Below are 15325 nucleotides of genomic sequence, written 5' to 3' on the forward strand. Positions count from 1 at the left end.
ATTATACATTATACATTATACATTATACATTATACATTATACATTATACATTATACATTATACATTATACATTATACATTATACATTATACATTATACATTATACATTATAAAAACCTTCTATCATTCATTTCAAATTAAGAAATCACAGATACCGGCTTTTTAAATATCCGTTGTATAGCTTTGTGATGATTAAAAATGGGAACTATGATTACAGGATTATATGAAACGCATGTTCAGGTAAGTAATTTGGAAAACGCAGTAGAATTTTATACAACAATATTAGGATTACAATTAGCGCACAGAGATGAGACAAGACCTATCGCTTTTTTGTGGATTGGAGAGGAAAAGAAGTTCATGTTGGGATTATGGGAACAAAAAGAGAACCTTCAAACCAGACATTTTGCATTTACGGGCGATAAAGAAGATATCCTGAATTATTCTGTGGAATTTTTAGAAAACAAAGATTTACAACCCTATAATTTTTTAAAGAACGGCACCGTTCAGCCAATGGTTTTTGCATGGATGCCGGCACTGGCTATTTATTTTAATGATCCGGATGGCAACCAGCTTGAGTTTATTTCAATTCTGGAAGGTGAAGGAAAGCCAGAGCTGGGAGTACTTACCTATGAAGAATGGATGAATCTTCAATAAATCCGGTATAAATCCTGAAATCCTTTATATAAATATACTAATGATTTTCTGGCAGCTCTTCTAACGGACTCCGGCAAGCCCAAAGGGCTTGCCGGAACTATATAGTAAATCTTAATCGACCTGATTCACCATCTTTTTCACTGCCAGAACATGTTTACAGGGACCTCTCTCCCCCTGGTATTTACTGAACCATTCACAGGTACAGCGTTCTTTTTTATCTTCAATAATGACCGTGTGATGAACACCTGTTCCTTCCACTCTGGCCTCAGTTCTTTCTCGAGTACGATGTAAGATTTCAACCTTTCCTTCTTCAATGAGTTTTTCAGCATTTTTCAGACGAGGATTTAGTCCTGCAATACGGCTCAGTTTAAATGGCAATTTCCGGTAGAAAAATCCATTATCATCCAGATCATAGCCCAGCATTCCCATTGCGGCCAGCCTGCCTGTAAGATCAGCAACCTTTTTCAGGCTGACATTTTCTTCCAATGCCAGAACTGTTGCATTAAAGGATTGATTGGCATAAGCATATTTATCCAATGCATCTATCCATTCATCAGCAACATCGTTAATTAAATTCTCTAATACAGCTCCTTCTCCGGAAAATCCGCGCCAGCTTTCTCTTGATAACGAAAAACTGAATTTTATATTCCCCATATAAAGCTGCCATGTGGTAGACTGCATATTGGGGTGGGCAAAAACCTTCATATGATCTATATAAGGAAGAAGAGGCTCAAGCAGCCGAAGCCTGTGAATACCTCCCACACAAACAGCGTCCATAGATTTCACAGGAGAAAACATGGGTTTATTTCCTCTTACGATAAGATAGTAGTCTGATTTCACTATTCCTTTCGGCATTCCTCTAAACAGCTGCTGTGTCTGAATTTTATTGAATGTATGCAGCCTTTCTGATTTGGATAAATAAACCTGAACGGTTCCCAATCCATTGATCCATTTTAAAGGCAGCGGAACTTTCCTTTCCATTACTTTTGTCTCTTCTTTATAGAGGCCAACTTCTTTTTCACCTACAGAAAGTACAATACTTTCATTAGGACGAATGCTTCCTAACGCATTAATCATAGGCTGATTAAAATCCACATTTGTAGTACCACTTTCCAGAAACTCTCCATCCAATCCCTCAGGCAGAACATCTATACGTGCATACACTCCGGCACAGTGTGAAAATCCTTCAAAACGTAATCTTTCATTCCCGGCAGTCACAATAGGATCTTTAAGTAATGCCATTTGAAATGGAGAAAGATTAAAGCTGGACTTTACAATATTAGAAAGACTAATCAGACATCGGGCCAGGATAAATGGCTGTCTCACATTACCCCAGAAAAAACAGGGGGCATCAGTATTCTTCTGAATCTCGCTATATTTTGCAAGAAACAGTTCTTCCAGCGCTCCCTTTTTTACCAAAGATGATGATCTGGAATAGTTGTAAATAAGCGTATCTTCCATAAATTTATTTTTTAAGAAGAAGATTGCAGATTTTTTTCAGGCTTGAGTTTTCTTTCCAGTCGTTTAGTTTTTGTTGTACCTCTTTATTAGCTTCCGACTGGTTTAAAGCTATGACTTCATGGTAAACCTCCAATAATTTTTTCAAATTAGTGACAGGTTCTTCCATTTGAAGTAATATATTTGATATTAATTCTTCTAATGCGTGATTGTGATTTTTACTGACATTCAGCATATGGTGCTGCATAAGATCAGTAAGCCTTTTAACAGGCGCCCATTCCAGTTTTTCATGCAGGCCGATTACTTTTCCTAACCGTGCATTATTGATCATTTGATGGGAAACATGTTCCAGCCATATTTCGGCAGCAATACCTCTGATTGTTTTATCGCCATCGAGGAAAATAGTTCCCAGAAAGAGATATCCCATTTCGTCCAAAGGTTTTTTGATCTGATAAAGGGCTTTGGCAGTATTCAGAACCAGATTTCTTTCATACACTTCTGCCAATCCTGAATAGAACAGGCATATTTTAATAACTCTGGCAAGAATATTGGCCTGGGCATTTGGGAAACTCCACATAAAAGCAGGGATTTCAGAAAAATCCTTTTGTTCCGCAATGAAATACTCCATAAGGAGCTGATCTTTTTTCTTTTCAAAGCGGTATTTGGGAATGCTGATGTTCAATTCAACAGGATAATATGAATTCTTATTACTGTCTATTGTTTTCCATTCATACATTCCGGAAAAAAACTCCTTAGGGATATTTTCATATCCGAAATTTTTAAATTCCTCAAAAGTAATATCCTGAGACCGTGTGATTCCGGCAGTCATCCACCAGGCAGGATGTTCAAATTTCCCTTTTGGAGTTTTATATTTTCCAAACAAGAACAACAGGAGATCTTTATATTCTCCTTTCAAATTTTTCTCAACCAACGGCACTGCTTCCGCAGCATCGTCTAATGCACATCGTTGTAATGCCAGCTGAATATCCAGCTGATTAGGCTCAATATTTTTATTTTGGTAGATTTCAAATCTTTCCACCAGCTTCACCGGAGAAATCCAACAAGGTGTATGGGTTACCGTAGACAGCAACGGAGTTGTATCACCTGACCGGATTTTATGGTAAGCATCAATGGCAATTTCCTTGAACACTTTCATAGCAAGACCTCCTACTCCAACCCCTTCTATTGGGCCTATTTTTTTATAATAGCTTGAATAGGCTTCTCTTGAAACTTCATTCTCACGGGTTTTAGCATATATTTTTTCCAGGTTTTTCAGTTCGCCTGGGAATTTTTCCAATAAGCTTAATCCATAATTAATAACCAGATTACAGAGGATCACATTAAAATAAGGGACCTCCCATTTCGCGATCGTTTTACAGGCTTTCAGAAATACAGGTTCTATTAATATTACAGATTCTGTATCTACCTCATCAGCAAAACGGATGAGCCCGGCCAATGCAATATCATAATAATAGCTTTCCGGATTTTCTATTGCCAAAGGAAGAAGGAACATTAAATCTTCAAAGCTTTTAGGTTCTTCAACCCTGTTTTCTTTGGTAATTAATGTTAATCTTTCAGTCGTAATATTCTCCAGCTCGTGCGGCGTATCTTCAATATATTTTGCTAAAACAGGGCGTATATTAGCCAGTATATTATCTGAATAATGAGAAAGTGATTCTTTTATATTTTCAGAAACAGGGATATATTTTATAATAATCTTTGATGCCTTAGACTGTATTCCGTCATCCTTACTTACAAATGCTGTGCTTAAAGCCATTCCCAACATCTCTGGATTAATTCTTCTTCTCTGGAAAATTTTTTCCGTTAGGATAAGACTGGAGGCTACTACAGTTTTAACTTCAGAACTCAATAAATTAGGAAGATAATGGGAAAATTCATCTATTTTAAATTCAGGATTCTGAATAATTTTTTTCAAATGCACCAATATGGTATTGATTGCTTTGGATTGGGCAGACGTTAACCCTGCCAATAATTCATTCTGAAGCTCTACAAGCTCTTCATCTGTTGGTTTTAATGCAGTAAATGCATCCATAAACCAACCCGTAACATTTTTATTAAAATTTCTGTTGGAAGCCAGAAGACATTCTCTCAAAAATCTTTTCCTGTCAATTTTCTTTTCTGCAACCAGCCTTTGGATGATAGGGAACCATTCCTTATGAAATGGCAATGATTTAGAAGGATATTCACACAAATACCAGAAATGGGTTTTCAATGTTTCAGGATATTTATCCAGGTTTTTGGGATAATTACACAAATGATATCCCAGGAGCTCAGGTTTAGGCTGTATATATCCTTTCTCAGCCCATTCTAAAACATGCAGATAGTTAAATGTTGTAAATTCTGCCTCTACAGACTCATTGATAAAGTCTGAAAACCAGTCCGGGCATCCCCACTCCAGTATTTTCTCAGTCTGCTCTATATTTCGGAAAAGGTTCCAATAATTTTTACCGAAATTTTTCTGATCCATACAGGCAAGCGATGCAATATCTACAATAGAGTGCTGGTCTGCAGAGCCTGCAGTATGGTAGGAGTTTTTAGTCATGACGATCTTATTGATCTCCCTGTCCATTTTTTTTATCGTCGGTACAAGTGCTTTTCTTTCGTCAATAGAAAGCTGTTTCAAAAAAGGTACGATCTCATGTATTTTTCCCTCGTTAAGGATCTCATAAAGTCTTTCTTTCATGTGTTTTAATTTGATGAATAATTTTTTTCAGGTTATTTTCTCTTTCCCAATTCTGGAGCTTCTCAGCAATAGCTTCGTCCGCTTCAGATTGGTTCAGGTTTAGTAGTTCATAATAAAGCTCAAGGATTTTTTTCAGATTAAAAACAGGTTTTTCAATGGCTGCCAGGGTGGAAATCAGCAGTTTCTCAAAAAGCTGATTATGTCTGGAGCTCAAATTGATACATCCAGCCAGTCCATCTGTCAGTCTTTTAACCGGAGCCAATTCAAAGTTGATATTTTTACCGATTAACATTCCCAGTTCCCGGGCATCAAAATCCTTTGAAAACGCCCTATTTATCAGTACTTCAAAAGCCATACCAGAGAATATTCTATCTTTATTCAGCAAGCCGGCAGATAGAAATAAATAATGTATGGGCTGAAAAGGTAAATTCAGCTTCATCCATGCATCAAGAAATTCTATATTTCCTTTAATATCATACTGATACACAGCATTGGACAAAGTTTCATTATATTTTTTTGCGAAAACAGAGCCTGAAAAATAGGGAGCTGTATATACAATACTAATCAGGTCATCATGATAAACGCCATGATAAGAATTGAATAAAAAATCTAAAAGAGTTGAATCCTCCGTAATTTCTTTCCGGTTTTCAATACTTACCAATACTTGAGGAATTTCCTCCGTATTATTCCATTTATAGACTTTTCTGCGGCTTAGCTTCCAATCAAAATTACCATCAAGATAGGCATCCTCATACCTGTCTGTAAAATAATCCCCGTTAAAAACAGGTTTCAGAAAATTAAAATATTCTGCATCGAGCTGCTCTTTTGCATAGTGTTCAGCCTGTTTCAGGTTTTCTTTTTTCACCCTAAGGACAGCCATTTGCAGGTCGAAAGCCATAGGCCGTTCATCCTGATTCTGGTATATCTTTATTTTATCTATCAGCGTAAAAGCAGAAATCCAACAAGGGGTATGATCCGGAACTGAAAGAAGCGGAAGTTTCTTTCCTTCTTTTAACCCTTCGAAAATATCTAAAAAAAACTGTTGATAGGCCCTGAGAATTAAAGGAGTTCTTTTCTCATCCCAATTTTCCAATCGGGGAAACTCTAAACGGGCTTCCAGCAGAACATCAGAGGTTTTCTTTTGCTTTAGCAAGCCATAATTGATAAAAAACGTAGCTAATAAATGACGTAACCCTGATGTTCCTTTTAATTTATAGGCTGCTTTAAATGCGGGCTCAAGCTGATTAAAATGATCTTCTTCAAGCTCATTATTAAACCTCATCAAAGTTGCCAGAAACTGGTCGATGTGATAGGTTTCTTTGTTATTGAACACCCGGGAAGTCAAAAATATAAAATCTTCGACTGTTTCTATAGTTGCTATTGGCTGTGGTACATACCATAAACCACTTACGAAGTTCTGTTCTTCTTTAAGCGCTGGCTTCTCTTCATTAATCAGAAACTGTCCCAATAATGTATGGGTATCTGAAAGAAAATTCTCTTTATACCCTCTCAGTTCTTCTTTTATAGTATCAGATTCCGGGTTACCATATTTAGCAATAATTTTGGCTCCTCTCGTCTGTATCGCTTTATCTTTATTCAAAAAAACGGGCATCATGAGAATACAGATTTTTTCTCTGAGCTCTTTATTGCTTTTTGCAATCTTTTCCAAGATCATCAGTACTCCATTTAAAACACTCTTTGTAGAAAGTGTTAACAGGCGTTCTACAGCATCTAAAAATGCTTCTGTTTTAAATTCTTTTTCTGTAATAACAGGATTTAAAGCCTTAAGTATTCCCGGAAATAATGACTGTTGTGTAGAATGAAAAATTAGAAACAGCTCTTCCTGTAATTTCAAGATTTCGTTGTCTGTAGGCTCAAGATAAGCGAAAAGCTCCAAAAACCATGTGTTATATTCTTTTGAAAAGTTAAAGTGAATAGCCTTCAGACTTGATTTTAAAACCCTGTTGCGGTCAATCTTATCTTTTTGAACAAGATTTTTTAACAGATCCTTCCAGTTTCTTTCGCCATAATGTTCCGTAATACAGGATCCATATTCAAATAAAAGCCAGATATGGGTCTTCAGGGTAACAGGATAGGTGCTTAGTTCGTCTTCTGAGATAGATGATGTAAGCAGGGATGCACATATTTCATTATCAACGGTAAGATAACCTTTCTGCTCCCATTCCAGCATTTTTAAATATCCAGTTTCTCTTAAAAATAAATAGCTTTCACCAATCCATTCGGGAACATAAGATTCAAATAATTCATCAATAAGTTCTACCGGCATAGAATAATATCCAGGGCTTAGATTTTCGTATTCATTTTTGGTTTTACAGCACGCCAAAGCCGCCAACACAGAAATACTATTGTGCCCCCATTCTTTGTTTATAAATTTCTTTAAAAGAGCGGCAATTTCTTTTTTGTCTTTCGGTGTAAGCTTCTTCAGAAAAGGAACAATTTCCTTAATTTTATAGTTTAAGTATATGGCTTTAAACCCCTCCTCAATAAGCATAAATTCATTCTTGGCGGCTAAAATAACAAAAAATGCCAGACACGCAGTAAATTATCCCATAAAAGTGATTTTTTTAACAAAATATTAAGTTAATAAAAGCCATAGTATCACATATTTTAACTATTACACTAAAATCCCATAGTAAAGATATATGTTTAGAAAAGATCCATATATCTTACTTTTTCAACTTTAAATTAAACTGCAGGGGATTTTATATAATACAGGTGATTTAAAAACAGGCTTACATACATTTCAAAAGCAGAGTTCCGAAAGGATACTAATCTTGTCAGAGGCATTACATTTTAAAAGTTCTTTCAACTTCGGTTAAGCCCATTTTTGCCAGATGCCTGTATACTGTTGGCAGAGTAAGATTTCTTTTTTCAGCAATTTCAAAAGGAGGCATACCTTCATCAAATAATTGGAATGTAATCAGGTGCGTGGGCTTTTTTACAACAAGTACAGAGGTATCCATTTCATTTGTTTTATCAAATAAAGGAACATCCAGTAAGCAGCATTCTTTCAGCCTTTCAATATAGTCTCCAAGATCAGACAGGAATATTTTAGTTTCTTCATTATAAGCTTTTAAGCCTTTGGTACCTATCGTTTCAGAGTAAAACTCTTTTAAAGGCAACAGGAAATCTTCAGCCACTCTTTTATAAAAAAAATCAACAGCTCCTTTGCATTTTTCTTCAATTTCGGACCATTGGCTATTTCCTCCCGTAAAGCTTCTGGCCATTTGCCGGATGACCCTTTTAAACCTTTCAGAAATTTTAAAAAGCTTTTCGCTTTCCGTTATAAAATTTTTTGACAGCAATTCCAGTCTTTTCTGATCTGGTACATCTGCTGACCATGCAGTGCCTGTCCAGGTTATTACAGCATATTTTATCCATTCTGCATCTATAGTCATCTGTACTTTATGAAGGCTATGGTCATATTTTTCCTGTTCCAGAAGCTCCTCTAAGATATCGTTAGCATTGGTAGATTCCTGAAAATCTTCAATCCTGAGATCTTTAAATATAGCTTTCTGCAGAATTTCAGACTTCAGAACAATTCCTTCCAGTGTACGGCAACGGCTTAATGCTACATACACCTGACCGCTGGCAAAAGATCTTCCGGCATCAATGATCACACGATCAAATGTCAGTCCCTGGCTTTTATGAATGGTAACAGCCCAAGCCAGACGGATGGGATATTGTTCAAAACTACCCACTATTTCTGTTTTGATATTCTTGTCAGCATCAAGACTGTATTTTTTATGTTCCCAAACCTCCCTGGTAAGCGTTATTTCTTCTTTGGTTTCGTGTAATATAGCTTTCACAATTTCATCATCCAGATAAGAAATTTCTGCAAGTTTACCATTATAGAATTTTTTAGCAGATGATGAATCATTCCTTATAAACATAATCTGGGCTCCTTCTTTTAACTCCAGAGTTTCCTCATTGGGATATTGGGATTCTTTAAAATCACCAATCACCGTAGCTTTATACAAGTGTGAATCCTCAGCTAGCTCAGCCAGTTTTTTCTGATTAATATGATCTGCGATACGATTGTGTGAACACAAATGAATATAGGCTTCATTTTCAGGCTCAAATTCCGGGTTATACCGGGAATTCAGCTGAGCAAGTTTTTGGCTGCTGATATCTGCATGCCGGACCGCGTTAAGGATATCGAGAAATTCCTTATCCTGCTGACGGTAAACTTTCATGAGCTCTACTGTCACCAAAGAGATTTTCTGTAATGCTTTGGCAGAAAAGAAAAACGGAGTTTCATAGAATTGGGATAAGATGTGTGCTGCATCATCCCTCACTACCGGAGGCAGCTGGTACAAGTCGCCAATTAAGAGGAGCTGTATTCCTCCAAATGGCAGCTGATTTCTTCTGACCCGTCTCAGAGAATGGTCCATCATATCCAGCAGATCGGCTCTTACCATGGATACTTCATCAATAACGATCAGTTCAATCTCGCGGAAAAGGTCCAGTTTATCTTTTCTGTATTTGAAATGTGGAAAAAGCTCATTGATATTCATTGCCAGATTAGGATCAATGTGTTCTGTGGTGGGCACAAACGTTCGTGACGGGATAGCAAACAACGAATGAATGGTAACGCCGCCGGCATTTATTGCAGCAATTCCCGTTGGGGCCACGATGATATGCTTTTTACGCGTTTTTTTTACAAAATCGTTGAGGAAAGTCGTCTTCCCTGTTCCTGCTTTGCCTGTCAAAAATACGCTTCTGCTGGTATGTTCGAGTAATTCGACGAGTGCCTCCACTGAATAAAAAGTTTTGATCAAAGTTAAATCATAAAAAACGATTCGCAATATTGTCCATAAAAAAACTCCCTTTTTCAAAGGAGCCAATGTTAATGGTATCGTTCGGTTGATGACTGTATTTTAATAGTTTTTCAGGCACCAATGGAGAATCTTTGCAATATTCTTAGCATCATCCACTCCCCGGTGATGAGTACCTTCCAATGTAAGTCCCAATTCACCTAAGGCCCTGTTCATTCCTACACTTTTTCTTATGGTAGGATGAATTTCTCCGAATAAGGTTTTCACATTGATGTGGTCATCTCCCATGGGATAATCCAGATAAAATCTCCGTGCCTGATCTTTAAGCATATTCAGGTCGTAGTTTCCATAGCTGGCCCATGTCAATTCTTCGGAATCATACTCTGCTCTCAGGATATCGAATGCATCTTCCAGCATGATTCCTTCGTTATCCAGCATGTTCTGGGTAAGGGTTGTAAGTTCCGTACAAAAGGGGCTTACTTTGGAGTATTGCGGCTTTACCAAAATACCTTCATTTTTGGAGATCTTTCCAGTCTTTGCATTCATAATACAAACCCCGATTTCGATGATCTCACTTTCCTGACCTCTTGGTGGACGGTCATTCCAACACGTCGCTTCAAGGTCTACAATTAATATATTTTCTGTTGTTTTCACTTGTTTAATTTTTTTTTAATTTGTTGTTTAACCACCAAAGGACTTCACAATAAATAGTCATCTGATCTTCTTTATTTGCTGTTGAGACTCCTACGGAATGACCAACTGGATGTATTTTCAAAACATGAGTGTTCTTCTCAACCGTTTCATCGTGACTAAAAAATAACTAAGTGCTTACCTTCTTTTGTGGTTTAGGTTTTATACATAAAAAGCTTCGGTAAAAAATACCGAAACTAGACTTTAACGGTCATCAATTCTTCTTTGATAAAATCAATGACTAATGCATTCAACTTTTTGTTGATTCTTTTCTGCTCTTCTTTTTCAATGGTTGTGAAAACTGCCGGAAAATCTTTTTCAAAATCTTCCAAAATATCCTGAGCAAAAAGACCGATAACTTTCCCTATTATTTTAGGATCAAATTCCCCAATTTTGCTCACTACATTGTTCAGCCTGTTGACTGTTGCATATCTTTGTATTTCTTCCCAAATATTCTGAGCTGTTTCACTAAAATGGATTTGTTTTTGAACAGTTTTAGCCCGTTTTTTCACCATTTTAGATTTTTCAATCCATTTTTCATTCTTATTTTTCAGAATGACTCTTGCACCGTTTCCAAAATATTTCGTTTTCAAAGTCTTTACAATAGTTCCTTCACACATATTGTTTATTTCCGGTAACCCTAACCAGGTTGGAATTTTAGAATTGAAAACATTAGGGAACCTCAAAGCTTCTTCTAAAGTACCCTGAAACAAAGTTTTAGCATAGAAAAATCCGGTTTCCTCAAAAATTGAATTGATCATTTCTGTATCCAGATAAGTGACTCCGTTTAACTTGATATCGAAAGCATAAAATTCGTTGTAAGGGGCATACTCAATACCTTTTTGCACTTTTACAGCACCTTTTACCGGTTCTACATCTTTATGTTCGTAGCCACCACCGAACAATTCGCCATAGATCACTATAGTTTCAACATCCGGATATATAGTTTTCACTTTCTGAAACACTTTAATTACATTTTTCCTGTAACGTTCCAACATCTGATGGGCATTGAAAAATTTTTCATCTTTTTCAATAAAAGCAGTTCTCTTCGCGATCTTAATTTCCTTTCCGTCGGTAAAGAATGAGAAATTGGCACCGTGAACTTTTTCCTGTACGATGAAAACCTCATTTCCAAAACCCTGCATCCTGATCTGTTCGATCACGCGGGCCTGGTAAGCATTTTCTATAGCGTTATATGTTTTGAAAATCATTTTTTTAGTTTTTAATAGTTTTAAAATTTTTTAAGAGGCTCATAATATTGTCCTTTCCTACAGGATTCATCGAGTGGCAGTAGAATTTGGGTAAGTCTAAAGAATTATCCATACAAAATTCTATCAGCCATTTGGCACACTCATATCCTGTTTTTTCAGCATATTCAGACGAACCTGTTTTCAGATAATTTTCATCTGCAAGGTCGTGGTCAAAAGAGATCATTTCCGGAAGTCCTTTTTCCAAAATCCTATTGACAAACTGTTCGTAATTCCGAACGATATGCCAGTCTTTTCTGAGAAAAACATCCTGCTTGGTATAATGATATGCTTGAACAGGATACCTTATATCATCCAGAAATAATAATCTTTTTGTCATTTCCATAGTTTAATTCTTTATAACCTCCATTTCCTGCTGCTTCAGTGGTCACAATATCTGCTTACACCATCATATCAGCACAGTTGGAACTTGCGAAAGCAAAAGGTTTTGCTTTGAATACATATCCCATCCCCAGAATATATCCCATTGCATCTTTTAATGCTACATTGGATTTAAAATCAGGATCGGTATTAATATCCGCGTGTACCTCCATTTCCACTCCATAGGTATCCAATACAGAGCAAATTGTGTAGGCAATTTCCACAGATTTGTTGACTTCATTCAGCATTCTCTCTTTGATACTGATACTCTGTATTTCTCTTTCTTTTCTAATAAAGGTAAACGCTCCTTTTCCTTCACGAATAAATACTACTGCCGTAGCATAATTGATGGCTTCTCCATATACATGAGAATCTGATCCCACACATACTTTCAGACGGTGTCCGTTTGCCAATTCGCGAATGATGGCTTCTTCTACCAGCTGCGTGATAGACTGTTGGAAAATCTTTCCGTTCATATTCTGCCATGTTTGTTGTTGCGTTTCCATTTTTTCTACATATGTTTATTGATAATTAATAAATGATTACTGATTGATAAATAGCCAATAGTGAATTTTAAAACCGACCGCAATGCGGATTGACTATTCATTTTTTTTGCACTCCGAACCAGACCCGAGCCTATACTGTCAGTTTTGGAGACTGAAATGTTACCATTACAATATCGGAGTGGATGATGTTAATTCATTAGGATTCGAACCTAAACTACAAGAATCAAAATCTTGTGTGCTCAACCATTACACTATGAATCAGGCTATGAGTAATAAGCAATGCCATTACTTATCATTCATGTTTTGTGGAACAGACAGGAATTGAACCTGTACCTTTAGTTTTTCAGACTAACGTGCACACCTTGTACACCACTCTTCCGGCTTTTTATAAGTAATGATTTTGTTTTTCAATGATTATTCATTACTTATTTAGGTTTGAGAAAGCTCTGTCTATTTAAAAACTATGCCTGTTAGTATTTGTAAAGATCAACTGCGCTTGACAAACCTTTCTCTTTTCCTAATTTCCATGTGAATGATGACTGGCCAAATGTATTTTCAAACTTGAATTTTCATGGTATTATTGTCATTCAATATTGACCAGTTCATGCATATCTTGTACTCTATAAGGGAATCGAACCCTTATTTTCTGCTCGAAAGGCAGGCGTCCTCACCATTAGACAACTAGAGCAATAAAACCAACTGATCAGGAATCGAACCTAAACAACAAGAGTATATTTCCTGCATGCTGCCATTACATTATCAGCGGTTGTGGAAGTAGTAGGATTCGAACCTACTCAGCAATGAAGCAACAGATTTTAACTCTGCCCTTTTCATTTTTTTAAGGAATCGTTCAATTCATTCCTCATGTCAGTCTGCCCCGACTCTCCAACTTCGACGTACTTCCATTTTCATGAGTAACCAGCAATGAGTTTCATTTTCCAAAGGAGGAAATAAAGTTTGTCTCTATTTTTTTGTTTGATATAAGAACTTCTACGCTCGACAAACTCTTATTTTTTCTCCTGAACTAATCTCATTTTAGTTATTTGAGATGGCTATGGGATTGTTCATAACATTCTTATTTTTTTATTTGAATTCACGAATGTTTCACATTTCAAAACCCACTCAGCATATGCAACGGTTTTGCAGACCGCCCCGACTCTTCCACTTCGGCGAACCATCAGATGATAAATGATGAATGGTAATGGATTGATTTTTACCACTATCATCTCGTTTAGATATTTAAAAACAAGAGCCTGTCATTATTTTTTATTTGATATAAGAACTTCTACGCTCGACAAACTCTTCTTTTTTTTATCAATGGCAATCAGTTTGTGGGAGAAGGAAAAAGTCTGTCTATAATTTTCGTGTTTGGCTTAAAGATCTTCTGCTCTCGACAAACTTTTACTTTTCTCCTGAAACAATTAACATTTTATTATCTGCGATTCTGGAAAGACTCGAACTTTCAACTTCCAGTTTAACAAACCAATGCTCTACCATTGAGCTACAAAATCTTTTGTAATTCCGGAAGGACTCGAACCTTCAACCTTCGGTGTATCAGACCGACACTCTAACCACTTGAGCTACGAAATCATTTTAATACGTGAATAGTAAATAATCAATTCACTTACACAGCAACATTTACCATTACCTTATTCACTTTTTTGTCTGGAAAGCAAGATTCGAACTTGCGACCTCCCACGTCCAAGACGGGTAAACAACCACCGTTATCTTTCCAGTTTTGCAGATTCACTTCAAAATTCTTTTCCGAGAGACAGTCGGAGCTGAAATTTTCCGTGAATCTTTGTGATCCCGAGAGGACTCGAACCTCTAACCCTGGGTTTAGAAAACCCATGCTCTATCCAGTCGAGCTACGGAACCGGTTTAGTAATCTCAGAAGGATTTGAACCTTCAACTCCCGGTTTAAAAGACCGGTGCTCTAACCACTTGAGCTATGAGATTTTATAATTTGGTATCTTCGGGATCGAACCCTGTTCTCCGGTTCCACAGACCGGCGCTTTACCAAATAAGCTAAAGAAACCATAAAAAAAGCACCTCTTTTCGGGAGGTGCTTCATATATTCTAACGTAATAGATCATTCACTGACCCACGTATATAAGCACCTTTTATCCACAATTCCACGATCAATAATACACAGAGGAGATATCGGCTCTTGTCCGAATACTCTTGAATATAGATTGAATATGTTATGTAATTGTTTCATTTTATTTTTTGTTTGTTTTTAAATTATTTTTTGAAATCCTGAAAACCTGTTGCTTTCAATTTTCGGTTGCAAAGTAAATATGTTTTCTTGAAACCTGCAAATAAATTTCAAATACAACCCACTGTAAATCAAATAATTAAGTCATTAATTAAGAATAAGAAATATCTGTCCGCAATGTTTTGCGGATATATTAATTACCTAAATGACTGTCTCTCACCGGGTTGCTTATCACTCTATTTTATCGTATTAAAGTTTCATTGTTAGTTATTAAATTTTCATGTTTATGGTTATTTTTTTTCATTCTAAATAATTTCTGACCTAAAAAACAAAAAACGCCTCGATTTTTCGAGGCGTTTTTGCAGTATTTTGATTAAATTTTTACGAGTTTACAGTAAATAATTTCCAAAGTCAGCACATTTTGCCTCATTCCATATCGTCCATTCATATCCGAACAACCCCTTTGTAGAAGGGCGTCCGCATAGTTCTGCATTGATATGTGCTCTTTGTATTGTCATAATTTTCTGGGGCAAAGATAAATATTTTTTGTAATTATTTTATAGTTCTCGCAGGATGGAGTAATAAAACAATCGTTTTAAACACTCTTTTTTGCCACAACTGGCTTTAAAATTTCTACTATTTTTTCAATAGATTTTACATAGAATGTTT

At 36.3% G+C, this 15325-nt stretch carries 10 protein-coding genes and 10 tRNA genes; 1 reads left to right on the forward strand and 19 read right to left on the reverse strand.

Annotated elements, in window-relative coordinates; genetic code table 11:
- Positions 1 to 206: 206 nt before the first annotated feature.
- A complete protein-coding gene (locus MP477_RS18590) occupies positions 207 to 653 on the forward strand; it encodes a VOC family protein (RefSeq protein WP_230039255.1) in 447 nt (148 codons plus the stop codon).
- A gap of 111 nt (positions 654 to 764) precedes the next feature.
- On the opposite strand, the gene MP477_RS18595 is transcribed toward MP477_RS18590, so the two are convergent.
- From MP477_RS18595 to MP477_RS18685, 19 genes are all read right to left on the reverse strand, one after another.
- Positions 765 to 2114, reverse strand: coding sequence for an SWIM zinc finger domain-containing protein (locus MP477_RS18595; RefSeq protein ID WP_257191555.1), 1350 nt, complete (start codon positions 2112 to 2114; stop codon positions 765 to 767).
- A gap of 4 nt (positions 2115 to 2118) precedes the next feature.
- Complete coding sequence (locus tag MP477_RS18600) at positions 2119 to 4815, reverse strand: DUF6493 family protein (protein WP_257191556.1); 2697 nt, start codon at positions 4813 to 4815, stop codon at positions 2119 to 2121.
- Positions 4796 to 7327: a DUF6493 family protein gene (locus MP477_RS18605; RefSeq protein ID WP_257191557.1), complete on the reverse strand. Its 2532-nt coding sequence runs from the start codon at positions 7325 to 7327 to the stop codon at positions 4796 to 4798. The genes MP477_RS18600 and MP477_RS18605 overlap by 20 nt, the downstream gene beginning before the upstream one ends.
- 295 nt (positions 7328 to 7622) lie before the next feature.
- Positions 7623 to 9596 carry an AAA family ATPase gene (locus MP477_RS18610; RefSeq protein WP_257191559.1) on the reverse strand — a complete coding sequence of 658 codons (1974 nt, stop codon included), beginning with the start codon at positions 9594 to 9596 and terminating at the stop codon, positions 7623 to 7625.
- A gap of 120 nt (positions 9597 to 9716) precedes the next feature.
- Positions 9717 to 10268, reverse strand: coding sequence for a 3'-5' exonuclease (locus tag MP477_RS18615; RefSeq protein WP_230039760.1), 552 nt, complete (start codon positions 10266 to 10268; stop codon positions 9717 to 9719).
- 233 nt (positions 10269 to 10501) lie between these two features.
- Positions 10502 to 11515: an RNA ligase, Rnl2 family gene (locus MP477_RS18620; RefSeq protein ID WP_257191560.1), complete on the reverse strand. Its 1014-nt coding sequence runs from the start codon at positions 11513 to 11515 to the stop codon at positions 10502 to 10504.
- Positions 11516 to 11519: 4 nt separating this feature from the next.
- The gene (locus MP477_RS18625; protein ID WP_373567439.1) at positions 11520 to 11891 is read right to left on the reverse strand and encodes a cyclic-phosphate processing receiver domain-containing protein; all 372 of its coding nucleotides are present in this window, start codon (positions 11889 to 11891) and stop codon (positions 11520 to 11522) included.
- 61 nt (positions 11892 to 11952) lie between these two features.
- Positions 11953 to 12438, reverse strand: a complete 486-nt coding sequence (locus MP477_RS18630) for a ribonuclease H-like YkuK family protein (protein ID WP_257191562.1) — start codon at positions 12436 to 12438, stop codon at positions 11953 to 11955.
- A 188-nt stretch (positions 12439 to 12626) separates the two neighbouring features.
- A tRNA-Gln gene (locus MP477_RS18635) sits at positions 12627 to 12699 on the reverse strand.
- A gap of 45 nt (positions 12700 to 12744) precedes the next feature.
- Positions 12745 to 12817: transfer RNA gene (locus MP477_RS18640), tRNA-Phe, on the reverse strand.
- 237 nt (positions 12818 to 13054) lie between these two features.
- A tRNA-Glu gene (locus MP477_RS18645) sits at positions 13055 to 13126 on the reverse strand.
- A gap of 81 nt (positions 13127 to 13207) precedes the next feature.
- A tRNA-OTHER gene (locus tag MP477_RS18650) sits at positions 13208 to 13342 on the reverse strand.
- A gap of 535 nt (positions 13343 to 13877) precedes the next feature.
- Positions 13878 to 13949 (reverse strand) — tRNA-Asn (locus MP477_RS18655).
- A gap of 5 nt (positions 13950 to 13954) precedes the next feature.
- Positions 13955 to 14028, reverse strand: a tRNA-Ile gene (locus tag MP477_RS18660).
- Positions 14029 to 14102: 74 nt separating this feature from the next.
- Positions 14103 to 14174, reverse strand: a tRNA-Pro gene (locus MP477_RS18665).
- Positions 14175 to 14242: 68 nt separating this feature from the next.
- A tRNA-Arg gene (locus MP477_RS18670) sits at positions 14243 to 14316 on the reverse strand.
- Between the two features lie 7 nt (positions 14317 to 14323).
- Positions 14324 to 14397 (reverse strand) — tRNA-Lys (locus MP477_RS18675).
- 8 nt (positions 14398 to 14405) lie between these two features.
- A tRNA-His gene (locus MP477_RS18680) sits at positions 14406 to 14477 on the reverse strand.
- 568 nt (positions 14478 to 15045) lie between these two features.
- On the reverse strand, positions 15046 to 15174 hold the full coding sequence (locus tag MP477_RS18685; protein ID WP_167449355.1) for a penicillin-binding protein: 129 nt from the start codon (positions 15172 to 15174) through the stop codon (positions 15046 to 15048).
- Positions 15175 to 15325 lie beyond the last annotated feature (151 nt).

The sequence above is a fragment of the Chryseobacterium sp. WG23 genome (assembly GCF_024586575.1).
Taxonomy (GTDB): domain Bacteria; phylum Bacteroidota; class Bacteroidia; order Flavobacteriales; family Weeksellaceae; genus Chryseobacterium.

Excerpts from the sequence above, each read along its gene's own strand:
- MP477_RS18590 (WP_230039255.1), top strand. The coding sequence starts at position 207 with ATGATTACAGGATTATATGAAACGCATGTTCAGGTAAGTAATTTGGAA.
- MP477_RS18595 (WP_257191555.1), bottom strand. The coding sequence starts at position 2,114 with ATGGAAGATACGCTTATTTACAACTATTCCAGATCATCATCTTTGGTA.
- MP477_RS18600 (WP_257191556.1), bottom strand. The coding sequence starts at position 4,815 with ATGAAAGAAAGACTTTATGAGATCCTTAACGAGGGAAAAATACATGAG.
- MP477_RS18605 (WP_257191557.1), bottom strand. The coding sequence starts at position 7,327 with ATGCTTATTGAGGAGGGGTTTAAAGCCATATACTTAAACTATAAAATT.
- MP477_RS18620 (WP_257191560.1), bottom strand. The coding sequence starts at position 11,515 with ATGATTTTCAAAACATATAACGCTATAGAAAATGCTTACCAGGCCCGC.
- MP477_RS18625 (WP_373567439.1), bottom strand. The coding sequence starts at position 11,891 with ATGACAAAAAGATTATTATTTCTGGATGATATAAGGTATCCTGTTCAA.
- MP477_RS18630 (WP_257191562.1), bottom strand. The coding sequence starts at position 12,438 with ATGGAAACGCAACAACAAACATGGCAGAATATGAACGGAAAGATTTTC.
- MP477_RS18685 (WP_167449355.1), bottom strand. The coding sequence starts at position 15,174 with ATGACAATACAAAGAGCACATATCAATGCAGAACTATGCGGACGCCCT.